Annotated in this window: 11 protein-coding genes; 3 read left to right on the top strand and 8 right to left on the bottom strand. The window is 66.3% G+C overall.

Going from position 1 to position 13,043, the window contains the following annotated elements:
* Nucleotides 1–98: 98 nt before the first annotated feature.
* Entirely contained in the window at nucleotides 99–1,355 is a 1,257-nt protein-coding gene (msrA, locus tag ML01_RS00120; RefSeq protein WP_058553367.1) for a peptide-methionine (S)-S-oxide reductase MsrA, read from the bottom strand.
* 409 nt (nucleotides 1,356–1,764) lie between these two features.
* On the opposite strand from msrA, the gene ML01_RS00115 reads away from it, so the two are divergent.
* Nucleotides 1,765–2,043 (top strand): DUF1622 domain-containing protein, encoded by a 279-nt coding sequence (locus ML01_RS00115; protein WP_254045090.1) that lies wholly within the window; start codon nucleotides 1,765–1,767, stop codon nucleotides 2,041–2,043.
* A 189-nt stretch (nucleotides 2,044–2,232) separates the two neighbouring features.
* On the opposite strand, the gene ML01_RS00110 is transcribed toward ML01_RS00115, so the two are convergent.
* Complete coding sequence (locus ML01_RS00110; RefSeq protein WP_058553366.1) at nucleotides 2,233–2,682, bottom strand: DUF2383 domain-containing protein; 450 nt, start codon at nucleotides 2,680–2,682, stop codon at nucleotides 2,233–2,235.
* Between the two features lie 716 nt (nucleotides 2,683–3,398).
* Here ML01_RS00110 and ML01_RS00105 point away from each other — a divergent pair.
* Nucleotides 3,399–4,583, top strand: a complete 1,185-nt coding sequence (locus ML01_RS00105) for an acetyl-CoA C-acyltransferase family protein (protein ID WP_058553365.1) — start codon at nucleotides 3,399–3,401, stop codon at nucleotides 4,581–4,583.
* Nucleotides 4,584–5,414: 831 nt separating this feature from the next.
* Here the strand turns inward: ML01_RS00105 and ML01_RS00100 are convergent.
* From ML01_RS00100 to ML01_RS00090, 3 genes are all read right to left on the bottom strand, one after another.
* The gene (locus ML01_RS00100) at nucleotides 5,415–7,208 is read right to left on the bottom strand and encodes a P-loop NTPase fold protein (protein WP_058553364.1); all 1,794 of its coding nucleotides are present in this window, start codon (nucleotides 7,206–7,208) and stop codon (nucleotides 5,415–5,417) included.
* Between the two features lie 189 nt (nucleotides 7,209–7,397).
* Complete coding sequence (locus tag ML01_RS00095) at nucleotides 7,398–8,027, bottom strand: hypothetical protein (RefSeq protein ID WP_058553363.1); 630 nt, start codon at nucleotides 8,025–8,027, stop codon at nucleotides 7,398–7,400.
* 20 nt (nucleotides 8,028–8,047) lie between these two features.
* On the bottom strand, nucleotides 8,048–8,980 hold the full coding sequence (locus ML01_RS00090) for a PD-(D/E)XK nuclease family protein (RefSeq protein ID WP_058553362.1): 933 nt from the start codon (nucleotides 8,978–8,980) through the stop codon (nucleotides 8,048–8,050).
* Between the two features lie 1,108 nt (nucleotides 8,981–10,088).
* On the opposite strand from ML01_RS00090, the gene ML01_RS00080 reads away from it, so the two are divergent.
* Nucleotides 10,089–10,343 (top strand): HigA family addiction module antitoxin, encoded by a 255-nt coding sequence (locus ML01_RS00080; protein ID WP_371258166.1) that lies wholly within the window; start codon nucleotides 10,089–10,091, stop codon nucleotides 10,341–10,343.
* Nucleotides 10,344–10,517: 174 nt separating this feature from the next.
* Here ML01_RS00080 and ML01_RS00075 read toward each other — a convergent pair whose 3' ends face one another.
* From ML01_RS00075 to ML01_RS00065, 3 genes are all read right to left on the bottom strand, one after another.
* A complete protein-coding gene (locus tag ML01_RS00075) occupies nucleotides 10,518–10,841 on the bottom strand; it encodes a type II toxin-antitoxin system VapC family toxin (protein ID WP_058553359.1) in 324 nt (107 codons plus the stop codon).
* A gap of 95 nt (nucleotides 10,842–10,936) precedes the next feature.
* On the bottom strand, nucleotides 10,937–11,200 hold the full coding sequence (locus ML01_RS30040) for a hypothetical protein (RefSeq protein WP_216819076.1): 264 nt from the start codon (nucleotides 11,198–11,200) through the stop codon (nucleotides 10,937–10,939).
* Nucleotides 11,201–11,469: 269 nt separating this feature from the next.
* Complete coding sequence (locus tag ML01_RS00065; RefSeq protein WP_058553358.1) at nucleotides 11,470–12,795, bottom strand: Glu/Leu/Phe/Val dehydrogenase; 1,326 nt, start codon at nucleotides 12,793–12,795, stop codon at nucleotides 11,470–11,472.
* Nucleotides 12,796–13,043 lie beyond the last annotated feature (248 nt).

Here is a 13,043-nt window from a genome sequence, read left to right as displayed (position 1 = left end):
CGCCGGGCCGGATGAGTCGGGCCAGATGAGTCGGGCCGGATGAGTCGGGCCCGATGAGTCGGGCCCGATGAGTCCGGCGTACCCGGGTGCAGCAGGGTTCAGTCCGGCACGAAGCTCAGCACATTGCCGTTGATGCAGAAGCGCTTGCCGGTGGGGGGCGGGCCATCGTCGAAGACGTGGCCCAGGTGGATGCCGGAGCTGGCGCTGCGCACCTCCGTGCGGCGCATGCCGTGGGCGTCGTCCGCGTGCAGCGTAATGGCGCCGGGCACGGGCTGCAAGAAGCTCGGCCAGCCGGTGCCGCTCTCGAACTTGGCGTCGGTGCGAAACAGCGGCGCGCCGGTGATGGGGTCCACGAAGGCGCCGGGGCGCTTCTCGTCCAGGTGCGAGCCGGTGAAGGGCCGCTCGGTGCCCTGCTCGAAGGCGATGCGCCGCTGCGCCGGGGTCAGCACCTGCTGGCCGAGCCATTGCCAGAAGCGCTCCGCGTCGCCCTGGTAGCCGGTCCAGCGCGAGACCTCCCGCCCTTTCTCGAACAGCACGATGGTCGGTGTGGCGAACAAGGCCTTGTCCAGCTTCCAGCCCGCCGGCGGCTCGCTGGCGAAGGTCGTCGCGACCGGCACCGAAGACGCCCAGCCGTCCAGCACCTCGGCGCGGAACAGCTTGCAGTAGGGGCACTCCTCGGCCTCGAAGACGATGAGCTGGCGGGCGCGGTCCAGGTCCGCCGAGTCGAGCACGACGGGCTCCGCACGCGCGGGCTCGCCGGGGTAGGCGACCTTGGTGCCGCCCAGGCCGCAATAGCCGTTGGGGTTCTTCACGAGATAGTCCTGGTGGTAGGTCTCGGCGCGGTTGTAGTGCTTGAGCGGCGCGATCTCGGTCGTGATGGGGCCGTAGCCGGCGGCGGTCAGTGCCTGCTGATAGGTGTCGCGGGTGGCGACGGCCATGTCGCGCTGCGCGTCGCTGTTGTAGTAGATGGCGCTGCGATAGTTGCTGCCGATGTCGTTGCCCTGGCGGTCGCCCTGGGTCGGGTCGTGGTTCTGCCAGAAGGCGATGAGCAGCGCTTCCAGCGACACCTGCGCGGGATCGAAGCTGACCTTCACAACCTCCGCGTGGTTGCGTGCGTCGCTTCGCCCGCGCTGTATCGCTTCCTCCAGCCGCAGCACGCCGCGGTAGTCGATGGTCTCGGCGTCGCCGCCGGCATAGCCGGACTCGGCGTCGATGACGCCGGGCACCGCCGCCATGCGCTTCTCGGCGCCCCAGAAGCAGCCCATGCCGAGCACGATAGAGTCGGTCGCGGCAGCGACGGGCAGCGCCGCCGCTAAGAGTGCGGCGGCGAGTAGAAGGCGTGTGGTCATGTGCATCGGATTGCCTGTTGTTGATGTTGAACGGTTGCTGCTGAGACCCGGGACGGCGGGGTTTCGTTTCCTGCTGCGGCCGCCGGTCGTCCACCCCGCGGCATATCACCCGGTTGCCGGGGCAACCGGCCCCGGCGCCGGCGGACAGGTCCCGGCGCGCGACGGCCTGATCCGGCGGATCGACGAGGCCAATCGGCGCGGGGCCGAGCCGCGCGGCGGCGGACTGAGGCCCGCGGGCGCGGGTGCCGACCAAAGCCGGCGCATCCGGGTACGGCGAGCGCCCGCTACAACTCGATCGGACAGCGCAAGGAGCTTGACCCCATGACCGATCTGATCAAGCCCGTCGCGGAGTGGTGCGCGCTGCTGGCCGAGACCATCGGCATCGCGATCATCGTCGCTTTCGCGGTCTATAACCGTGCTGGTCGGGTTGTGGCGGGCCATCGTGCACAGCGCGGAGCATCGCGTGTTCAAGGAGCTGCGTCACCTGCTGGGGCGGGGTATCCTGCTCGGCCTGGAGTGTCTGGTGGCCGCAGACATTATCCATACGGTGGCCGTGGAGCTGACCTTCCAGACCGTCGGCGTACTCGCGCTGGTGGTGCTGGTGCGGACCTTCCTGAGCGCTAGGCTGGAGGCCGAGATTACGGGCCATTGGCCGTGGAGCCCGAACCGGTCGGATCGGGACGCGGAGATGTAGAAGTCGCGCGCCAGCGGGAAGCGGCGGCATATGCTCTCGGGTGCGCAGGATGCATCCGGCCTACTTGCCAGCCTGGAACAGGGCCGGAGAGCCGACCTCCAGGTCGGCTCCGCGCCGCGCCATGAGTGCATGCCGGGCCGGCGCTGGTCGGCGCCCGCCCGACGCTCGGCCCCTCGGGCCTGGGAGCGCTTACAGCTCCTCGATGCGCTGCTCGATCCACTGCCGGTGGCGGCGCTCGTCCTCCAGGTTGCTCTGGATGGTCTGCTTGAGCTCCGCCGCCATGTCGGCGTGGGCCATGGCCTGCTCGTAGGCCGTGTTGGTGTCGTCCTCGTTGGACTTCATCGCCTGCAGCATCGCCTTGTCGCCCATCAGATCCGCCATGACGACCTTGCCCTTGGTCAGAATGCCCTTGGCATCGCCTTTGGTCGGCACCTCCTCGCCCATGGCGCGCAGGTGCTCGCCCAGGTTCTCCGTATGCTTCCGGTGGTCCGCCATGAACTCGGCGAGGCGGCTTTTGCTCTGCGAGTCGGCGATCCGATCAATGGCGGACTCGTAGGCGCCGATGGCGTCGTAGTCCAGCTCGATCAGGTTGCTGAGGCGTTTGGCTAGGCTGTCTTCGTTGCCGACTGTCGTAACCATTGCTTTTCGTCCTCGTTGTCGGTGTTGCAGTGGGCCGGGGCGGCAATTGCCATCCCAACCGCATTCGCGTCGCGCCGGGGCCTCGCACACTGGGCAGCGGACCGCGGCGCACGCACGACCGCCGGCGGGCCGGGCACTCGGCGTCCTCGGGTAGGGAGCAAAGGCTGTGCCGCCGGCCGCGGACGCGGCGGCAGCGGCCTTGGTGGGCGGTGTCGGGCGCGGTTGGGGGGGCGGATGGGGGAACGAATGGGAAGCGTCCGGCTGCTATTCACCGGGGCGCGGTGACAATGCACCGGCGGTCGACCGCGGGCGACCCTGCCGCGCCGCTTTCAGCCAGGCCGGCTCTGCCCCGGGTACGCCGACCGGCCGGCACCGCCTCTGGGTACGCCGACTTCAGTCGGCCGGCGCGGCGACAGCCGCGCGCCGAGGCGCAAGCTCGACCCGTCTCGACAGATCGAACCAGTCCACGGGGCGGAGTCTGGCAAGGCGGGTGGTGCGCTGCGGCCGCTTGTCGCGCTATACGCCGGCCCGGCACCGCAGCCCGTGCAGATTGTCGTACCCTTGCGCTGCGGGTCGAGCCAAGCCGTGCCCACGGCGGGCCTCGGCACCGCGCCGGCGGCGCAGCCGCCAACCAATAGCAAGATGCGCAGAGCGCACGATCGCCCGAGTGCCGGCTGTTGGCTCGGGTCACCTACCAACCAAAGGGGAAAATCCACATGAGCAAACGCGACGTTGTCGTGCTGGGCGCAGCACGTTCCGCTATCGGGACCTTCGGCGGCGGCCTGGCCGATGTCGAGCCGGCGGACCTGGCCGGGATGATCATGAAGGCGGCGGTCGAGCGCTCCGGCGTCGATCCGCAGGCGATCAACTACATCACCGTCGGCAACATCATCCCGACCGAAAGCCGGTTCGCGTACGTGGCCCGCGTGGCCGCGGCGCAGGCCGGGCTGCCGATGACCTCCGTGGCGATGGCCGTCAACCGGCTCTGCTCCTCCGGGCTGCAGGGTATCGTCACGACGGCGCAGAACATCCTGCTCGGCGATTGCGACTACGGGGTCGGCGGCGGCGTCGAGGTCATGAGCCGCGGCGCCTACCTGTCCACCGCGATGCGCAGCGGCGCCCGCATGGGCGACACCACCATGCTCGACGCCATGGTCGCGACCTTGACTGACCCCTTTGGTGTCGGGCACATGGGCATCACGGCCGAGAACCTGGTCGAGAAATGGGGCATCAGCCGCGAAGAGCAGGACGCGGTGGCGGTCGAATCGCACCGGCGCGCGGCCGCGGCGATCGCCGAGGGGCGCTTCAAGTCGCAGATCGAACCGGTCGTGAAGAAGACCAGGAAGGGGGAGGTGGTATTCGACACCGACGAGCACGTGCGCCCGGGCACCACGCTCGAGACCCTCGCAAAGATGCGGCCCGCCTTCAAGAAGGACGGTACCGTGACCGCCGGCAACGCCTCCGGCATCAACGACGGCGCCGCCTTCTGCGTGCTCGGGGATGCCGCCGTCGCTGCCGCGGACGGATACAAACCGCTGGCCCGCCTGGTGTCCTACGCCGTCGCCGGCGTGCCGAACGAGATCATGGGCGAGGGTCCGATCCCGGCCACGCAGCTCGTGCTGAAAAAGGCCGGCCTCACGCTCGACGCGATGGACGTCATCGAGAGCAACGAGGCCTTCGCGGCGCAGGCCATCGCCGTCGCGCGCGGACTCGGGCTCGACATGGAGAAGACGAACCCGAACGGCGGCGCCATCGCCTTGGGCCACCCCATCGGCTGCACCGGCGCCTTCCTTGCCGTGAAGGCGATCTACGAGCTGCACCGCACCAATGGCCGCTACGCGCTCGTGACCATGTGCGTCGGCGGCGGTCAGGGCATCGCGGCGGTGTTCGAGCGGCTTTGACACCGGGGTCGGTGGGCGTCACGACAAGCCGTCTCCGCACAGAGTCCTCGCCCGGGTTCGGCGGGCGTTGCAGGCCGGCGATGTCGCGTCGGCTGCGAGCCTGGCGAAGGTTTAGTGGCTGGAGCCGGTCGCGGCGTGACGTTGCGCGGTAGCGGGGTCAAGCGCAAGTAGCTGACGAGGTAAAACAGGGGCCGCGACTCCGCGGTGCCGAGGTAGAGCCTCGGCACCAGTCGGAGCAGCGGCTACGCGCGCCGGCGCCGGCCGGAGCGCCGACCTCCAGGTCGGCGCGCTTCAGCGCATCTTCATGCGACAGGTACGGCGACCAACCCGTCTCATCCTCGATCAGCTCAACGCGAATCTCGGCGGCATAGCCGCCTTCATGGACCAACTTGATGCTGTCGCTAGTCTTCGCTATGGGCAAAGCCTGAGCGTACTCGAATACTGAAATATCGATGGCCCGCGCTGGAGGTCTTCCGCCCTCGATCAGGGCCTGAATGCGTTCCACTGTCTCCGGCGAGAAGAATTCTTGTCCCGTCTCTTTGCAGCCACGGGCAGGTACGTTCTCGAAACAAAGGGTCTGCCGTCGAATATGATGGTGTAGGTCACGGTCGTATCGATCATCGTCTCTGCCACCGTAGCCGCGCCTCGCTCCCACGCTCCGGCGTGGGAGTGTCTCGCCAACGCTCCAGCGTTGCGCGTTGCGTGTCCGAAGCCTGACCTGCCGATGCCGCGACGCTGGAGCGTCGGCCCGTGCTCCCACGCTGGAGCGTGGGAGCCAGACGGCAAGATTGGCCGCAAGGCAGAGCCTCGAAACGAGACTCCACCCACGGCCTACTTGCCGGCCAGCGTGGGTATCACCTTGGCAAGGGCGTCGCGCACGGTTCCTTCAAATTCCGAGAGCTGCTCCTCCAGGGGCTTCGCCCCATCCATTTCGCCGTATGCGAGCCAGTAGCACCCGTCGTCCGTGCTGCACCGATCAGGTTCCTGGTATGGCACGATCTTGCCGATCTTCGACTCCATGAATTCACACAACCACTTGAAGTTTGAAGCGGTCATGTGGACGCCAGCCCATTCCCCTCGCGCATCGAAACCGCAAGAGACCTGGACGCGCTTGCGGTCGCAAAGCCACCCGGCCCCCTCCAGTTCCAGAGCGCCATAGGGCAGGCCGGTGCGGGAAATTGCCTTGGCGACTTTGAACCTGGCACTGAGCTCGTCTAGCTGTTCTGCATGCTCGTCGTTGAGACATGTTGCGAGCTGATCCAGCGTTCGCTTGAGCAGCAAACTGTCGCGCCCACCACCCTCGGGAACGAGAACCGTCGAAGTGGTTGCGGTTATCGAGGAAAAGCTCAGGATTTCGGCCAGATTGTGCATCTCCTTATCGGACAGCTCTTCCTTGCTATCCGATGCCAACTGCACGGCGGCGATAAAGCTCTCGATGAAGGCGGGCAGACGCTGCATCATTTGGCCCTTGCCCCCGCCCAGATCCTCGCTCAGCCGGCACAAGTCGGCGTCAGTACCTTCTGGATCCAGCGCCTTCAGGTCCGTTAGGCAGTTCGCCGTCAGCTCGCTGCCCTTGTCGATAAGGTGACGATAAACCGGTTCGAACGCCGTTTGCAGGCATAGGCAGGCCAGCAGGATGCGCTGCCGTTCGTCGCGCGTCGCCGCGTCGGTATCCTTGAGAACTTCCTTCTTCGCCGCCACCAGCGAGATCAGTTGAAAAGCATTGAAAAGTCGCTTCATGCTGCGGGGATTGAGCCCCACCGATTTGGTGATCAGCCCTTTGTACGTCTCAAGGTCCGTCTCCTGCGCAGTAATGCCGATCCGGGTCAGCAGGTCGCGGGTATAGCGCCCGGTGTCATACTGGCTGACCGGCATGGAGAAGGGCAACTGAATGATCTTGTCGAAGAAACTCTTGCCCTTCAACTCCCGCTCGCCGATGCCGAACTTCTTCTGCAGGCCTTGGGCGATGACTTGATAGTCACAGGCCAGCACGAAGACACAGCCTTTCACATCGAGAAACAGCTTGAATACCTCAAGCAATTCCACGGCCCGCTCGGGCACTAGGCGATCTAGGTCGTCAATGAAGACCACCACGCGCTCCACCCCCATCGCCCGCCGCCGCTTCTCGGTTAGCTCATCAAGCTGACGCTTGAGTTTGCTGATCGCTTCCACAGGCCCCAACGGCTGAGCAACCCCTTCCTGCAGGCCACGGGCACCATCGGCGCTGCCAGTAAGCCACATCGAGCCGGCAATCGCCGCGAATCGTCCGACCCCTGCCAATACGTTCAGCATCTGCTCGCGATTGTCTCTGGATTCGCCCGCCACTTCAGTAATGAAATGCGTCAACAGCGATAGGCCGAGCTGGTCCTGCGCATTGAACTGGGAGTATTGCCAGGTATTGAACCAGACCGGGCAAGCCTTACCTGGGTACTGAGCCAGCATTGCCGCCTTGACCAGATTCATCATGCTGGTCTTGCCCGACCCCCAGTCCCCCTGAATGGCGATGGTCATCGGCGTGTCGCATTCCATGATGAACTGTGCCAGGGCTTCGGCATACGCACGAATTTCGAGCGTTTCATCATCGAATGAGTCGATGGGAAGATCCGGCAATCCGCTATTGGTCATGATGAAGCTCCGTAACAAATGGGGTGGCGCGGTTTGTGTCCGCGACCGGGTCGGTTGCACGATGTTCGCGGCGCGACTCCTCGATACCGATTGAGCGAACTAGGGGACGAGCGAAATACGCGAGCGAAATACGGGACGCACCACCATTCTTGCTGCCTGGCTCCAGTGTGAAGGGGAAACAGGGACGCATCACAAGGGTGAAGCTGCCGACTCGGATACAAACTTCCGTTTACCCGCTTCCACCAGCTCCGCAAATGTCGGATACACGGAGCCAACGCGCTCCAAGGCGTCGCGCAACGGCTCCATTGCATCGTCTAAGGCATCGTTGGCATAAGCCTCCGCGAGGGCTTTGGCTTGGACCTTAAAAGGCAGAAACCAACTGCCGTCCTTGTCGTTGTACTCGAACCCGCTCTTTTCGATCTCGGGATGGGCTTGATGAAACTCGCGCGCAAACCTCTTCCAGGCCGGCTTTCCCGCTCCAAGGTCCGCGTGAAACGCAAAGCCGATCCTGCCTCGGCGGGCTCCCAACAACCGTGTCAACCAGGTGTCCTCATCCGGGTCTTCGGCATCCAATTCAAACCAGGCAATCCATTGCTCCTCCCCTTCGCCGATCCGTACCCATTCCGTTGCCCAAAGCGACGTTTCATCATCCCAGAATGAGAATTTGCCCTTCCATCCCCTCGCGTCCGCCCAATGGCAAATCACTCTATCGATTTCCGCGAAGACCTCCTCGCCCAGTTCCCCGTTTGCAAGGGCCATCGCGTCCTCGAGCATCGCGATGTTCTCGATGACCAGCGCCGCAGCTTCGTTATCGACCATGTTGGAGCCTCTCATCTTCCTCAAAGAGTACGGATACGCTCCGCGTACTGGCGGAGCACTGTGCGTGCAAAGCAGTCGGGCAGCGTTTCCGCGTACCGACAAACAACATCTGCCAAGCCGCGCCACGACAGAGAAGCCAGCCTCCCGCGCGCTGCCCCGGGGGCACAGCCGGCGGGAAGCCGTCCGTGGCGGGTCAGGTAGATCACCCCCCAGGGACGACCGCGGGCCTTGGCTTCGGCGAGCGCGAAGTAGCGATCGAGCTGCCCCGCGGTTTCGGGTGCGTCGATCTTGACCTCGACGAACAGGAGCAGGCCCGGACCGTCGATCTCGATATCGATCCGACTGTCCTGCTCGCCCAACGGGCACGACTCGACACGGGTCCAATAGGGCTGATCGGTCGTCTTGGAACCGGGAAAGCCCTCGCACCCCATGTCCACTCGATCAAGCAGGGCGCCGAGCAGTTCCGCCCCCTGGCCATGCGAGCCCCATCGATCCAGGAGCCACGCGAGCACCTTGCTGTTGCGCATTTCGTCCCTGCCTAAATCGCTCGCAGCCCAAACGTTCATGCGACCCCCCGCGCGGTGCAGGCGCGCTTGGGCGTCTAGGGCGGGTCTCAAAACGTCAATAAAACGCGCGAAGTCGGGCAGACGCTCGGTCCAGTCGAGCGTCGATTCGGGCGCCGGCGCCGAAATGCTCGCCGCGAGGCGCAGTTGCAGCGGACTGCAGGCGGCCAAAAACCCGCGCAGACGCTCCGCAAGCGGCTTGTTTGCGTTTGCAGGCTCGTCGGCGACACCTGCATCGGTACGCGCTGCCCAGGCCGCCACGAATGCTCGAAGCTCCCCGGGCGCTACGCACGGGGGCTGGGCAAACGGCGGACGGCCCACAATGCGCCAGCGGGCAAAGAAGTCCGCGAGCTCGGCCGGAGGCGCGGCGAAGCCTGTGGAAGTCGTCATGGCGGAAGTGCCCGCGATAGCTCCGGAAAGTCTGGCGAGTATACGTCCACGCAACCGGAGTCAGCAATCGCCCGATGGGAAGCATCTCGGTTGCCCGGAGTCTATCGCCGATTCCACGCAACGACCGCCGCTTCAGGGCGCCAACCGTTCCGACGCGCTGCACCCATTCGGAGGCGCGGACGGTGACGCCGCCGGCGTTGGCGAGGATGTGCGGCAGCCCCTGATGGCCTTGGCCGCGAGCACATCGTACGCCGCGGGCGTGATTAGCCGGTTGGCGGCCTTGAGCGTTATCCCGACCAGCAGCGCCGCGGGTTGCGTGCGTAGCCAGGGCTTCCGGCCCCTGATTGCGTCAGGCCAGGATGGCCTGCCTGCGCAGGCGACCGCTGCTGTGGCCGGAGTTATGATCAAGGCCCTGTCGCGGCACTGGGTCTTGACGGCTCTGCCATCGGCCGAGCCGTTGCCCTGATGCGCGCAGCCCCGGGCGGCAGCGCCATCGATGGGCACGCTGCGCCTTGTGCGTCCTACGCCGTTGATTGCGTGTCCGGGGATGCAGCGCCTGATGCGCGAGCGAAAAGTGCAAACCTAATCGTCACGGCTTGGTCGCAAGCGCCGTCCGCACGAGAACCACTGGGTACGTAAATTGCAGGGTCAGGTCTCACACGTAACAGGTTCGAAAGGATGGGAAAAGCCAGATCCCGCGCCTTGTCGCGCCGTTTGGTTGCTCAACAGAGCGCAGGGCAGCCCCGATGTCCGCTTACGGGCGAGCCTAGCCAAGGCCATCGCGTAAGGCCAGGTCGGAGAGGGCGGCGGCGCTCTGGAGCAGGATGTTGCTGTCCCGCAGCTTATCAGGACTACCACTAGCGAGGCAGAGCCTCAGACCGACGAGTCGGGCTCATGGCTATCGAAATCGCTATCGAAATCGGGATCGGGATCGGGATCGGGATCGGTTGCCGCCCTATTCGATTTCGATCCCGACGCGCCTCGCTCCGACGCCCCGTGGAAGGTTGACTCATCAGCAAAGCAAACACTCGGCGCCGTCAAGCAATCTAGACCTCACTGAACGCGATATGCACAATCCCCCCATCCCGGAGAAACCCTGCGTGAAGACGTGCTGCCGGCGCTCGGGCTCACGGTCACCGAGGCAGCGCGGCAGCTCGGCATCACCCGTGCCGCGCTCTCCCGCATTCTCAACGGCCGCGCCGCGATCTCGCCGGAGATGGCGTTGCGTCTTGAAGCCTGGCTTGGCGCCGAGCAGGGTGGACGCGCGGAGCTGTGGCTCACCCAACAAATGGCCTACGAGGTCGGGCAGGCACGCCAGCGACCGGCGCCGGAGGTTGGCCGGGCAAAGGCGAGTTCGGCGTGATCGCGGATTCTTGCGGCTTGCGGTCAGGCCGGATTGCCCGGGCGGGCCTTGCGGGTCGCGAGGCTTTGCCGCGGCGCAGAGTCCTGCGGCTCTGCCGGCGGCGCAGGGCTCGGGGCGGCAGAGCCGCGAAGAGGCGTACCGAGGCAGAGCCTCGGCACGAGACAAACACGATCTTCACGGCTTGGTCGCAGGCGCCGTCGGCACGAGAACCACGGGGTACTGAAGACGGAGTTGCTCAGCCCGCGTTCGGATGCCTTTGTCCAGCGTCGCGAGACCGCAGTCCTTTCCCGCCAGCGCCAAATGCAGCGCATCGGCGAAATCCATACCGGCTTCGTACCAGTCGAGAGCCAGGGCGAGCGCCTCCGCCTGCTCGACCCGCACCCTGGGAAGTCCCGCGATGCTGCGCACGCGCTCGGCGACCGTGACCGCATCGAGCCCGTACCCTCGCTTCGACGACATCCCCCAGACCACCTCCAGAACCACTGTCGGCAGCAGCATTCAATCGTTGTCGCGCAAGAAGGCTGTCGCTGAACGGGCCTGCTCGGCATCGTCCTTCAGCGCGTAGCGCAGCACGACATTCGTGTCGATGGCGATCACCGTCGCTGGCCGGCCTCCCAATCCACAGCGTCGCGCATGCGCTCCAGGCTCAGCGGTGGCCCGCGGTAAACGGACGGCGCGTCGGGCGGTTCGAGCTGAGTTTTCGGGAAGGGCGAGCCGCTCGCTTGAGCCGGCGCATGCCCCTCTGCGTCGTCGGACGCCTGCTTTGTCAACAGGAAGTCGGCGAGCTCCGTGAGGAGCTGCAGCCGCATGGGATCGAGTTGCCTGGCCTTTTCGGCCAGCTCTTCAACTGCCGTCATGAGTTGGGTCTGCGTTGAATGGGTGACTTCGTTGCGCGGACTGGTGCTGGAGGAGGCGCCCCGGTTCCGCGTCTCGACCGGTCGAACGTAGCGCACGGGGCGGGGTTGGGCAAGGCGGGCGCGGCGGGGTTGGAGGGGAGTCGACCTGGAGGTCGACTCTCCGGCCGACTCCGGCCGACTCCGGCCGACTCCGGCGAGCTAGTCTCCGGCCGGCTAAAGCCGGCGTACCCGGGGGCTGCGCGGGCCGGCTGAAGCCGGCGTACCCAGGGCTAGGGCCAGATGCCGCGCTGCTCGACGACGAGGGCGAGGCGCTCCAGGGCCTCGACGAGGGCGGCGGTGCGCAGATCCGTGCACATGGCGGGGCTGCCGTCGGGGTGGTCGGTGGGGAAGGCGCGCCAGCGGGTGACGACGCGGTCGGTGGCGGCGTTGATGCGCGAGCGCAGCCGCCCGTTGATCTCCTCCAGCGGCCAACTGTGGTGCTCGATGTTCTGCACCCATTCGTAGTAGCTGACCGTGACGCCGCCGGCGTTGGCGAGGATGTCCGGCAGCACGCGGATGCCGCGGGCGGTGAGGATGTCGTCGGCCTCGGGCGTGATGGGGCGGTTGGCGCCCTCGACGATGAGCCGTGCCTGCACGCCCTCGGCGTTGCCGGAATGGATCTGCCCGCCGAGGGCGGCGGGGATCAGCACGTCGCAGGGCAGCGCGAGCAGGTCGTCGTTGGTGATGCTGCGGCTGCCGGGCAGGCCGACGACGGTGCCGTTCGCGGCCTTGTGCGCGGCGACGGCGTCGAGATCTAGGCTGTCGCCGTTCTCGGCGAGCACGCCGCCGCGGGAGTCGCTGACGGCGATGATGTGTGCGCCGCGCTCGGCCAGCAGCCGGGCGGCGACGCGGCCGACCTCGCCGAAGCCCTGGATTGCGACCCGCGCGCCGCCGATGTCCTCGCGCCCCGGCATGATGCCGAGCGCAAGCGCGCGTTCGAGCGCGAACACGGCGCCACGGCCGGTGGCCTCGTCGCGGCCTTCGGAGCCGCCGAGCTCCAGCGGCTTGCCGGTGACCACGGGCAGGTTGTTCTCGCCGGGGTGCATGTTGTCGTAGGTGTCGTACACCCAGGCCATGGTCTGGGCGTTGGTGTACATGTCCGGCGCCGGGATGTCGGTGTAGGGGCCGATGTTCTCGCCGAGGCTGGCGATGAAGCGCCGGGTAATGCGCCGGAGCTCGCGCCGGCTCAGATGCTTCACGTCGCAGGTGACGCCGCCCTTTGCACCGCCGAACGGAATGCGCACCAGCGAGCACTTCCAGGTCATCAGCGCCGCGAGCGCCGTGACCTCCGCGAGCGATACCTCGGGGTGATAACGGATGCCGCCCTTGCCGGGGCCGAGCAGGTCGCTGTGCAGGACGCGGTAGCCGACGAAGTTGGCGACGCGGCCGTCGTCCATCTCCACCGGCACGTTGACGGTGATGGTGCGCTGCGGCAGCCGCAGGAAGTCCACCAGCCCCGGTTCCAGGTGGTCGAAGTGGCGCTTCGCGCGGGCAAACTGCTCGGCGATGATGTGGGTCGGCGACAGCTCGTCGCCATTGGGCTGTGCGTTATTCATGGAAGAGAGGTGCTAGCGAGGCAGAGCCTCAGATCGACCTGGGTACGGAACGTCGTATTGCGCCACCCGCTCGTTCTCGCAAGTGAACCAAAGGGCCGAGGGCCAAGGGCCGAGGAGATCTTCCTTGGCCCTTGGCCCTCGGCCCTTTTGCCTTCCAGCGCCTTGTCGCCATGCTTGACTCATCTGCAAGCAGTTGGTGCCGTCAAGCGATCTAGGTGCTAGGTGCTAGGTGCTAGGTGCTGGGAAGC

This window comes from Thiohalocapsa sp. ML1, from assembly GCF_001469165.1.
Taxonomy (GTDB): Bacteria; Pseudomonadota; Gammaproteobacteria; order Chromatiales; family Chromatiaceae; genus Thiohalocapsa.
Note: the sequence above shows the minus strand (reverse complement) of the source record. Positions and strands in the feature narration are given on the sequence as shown.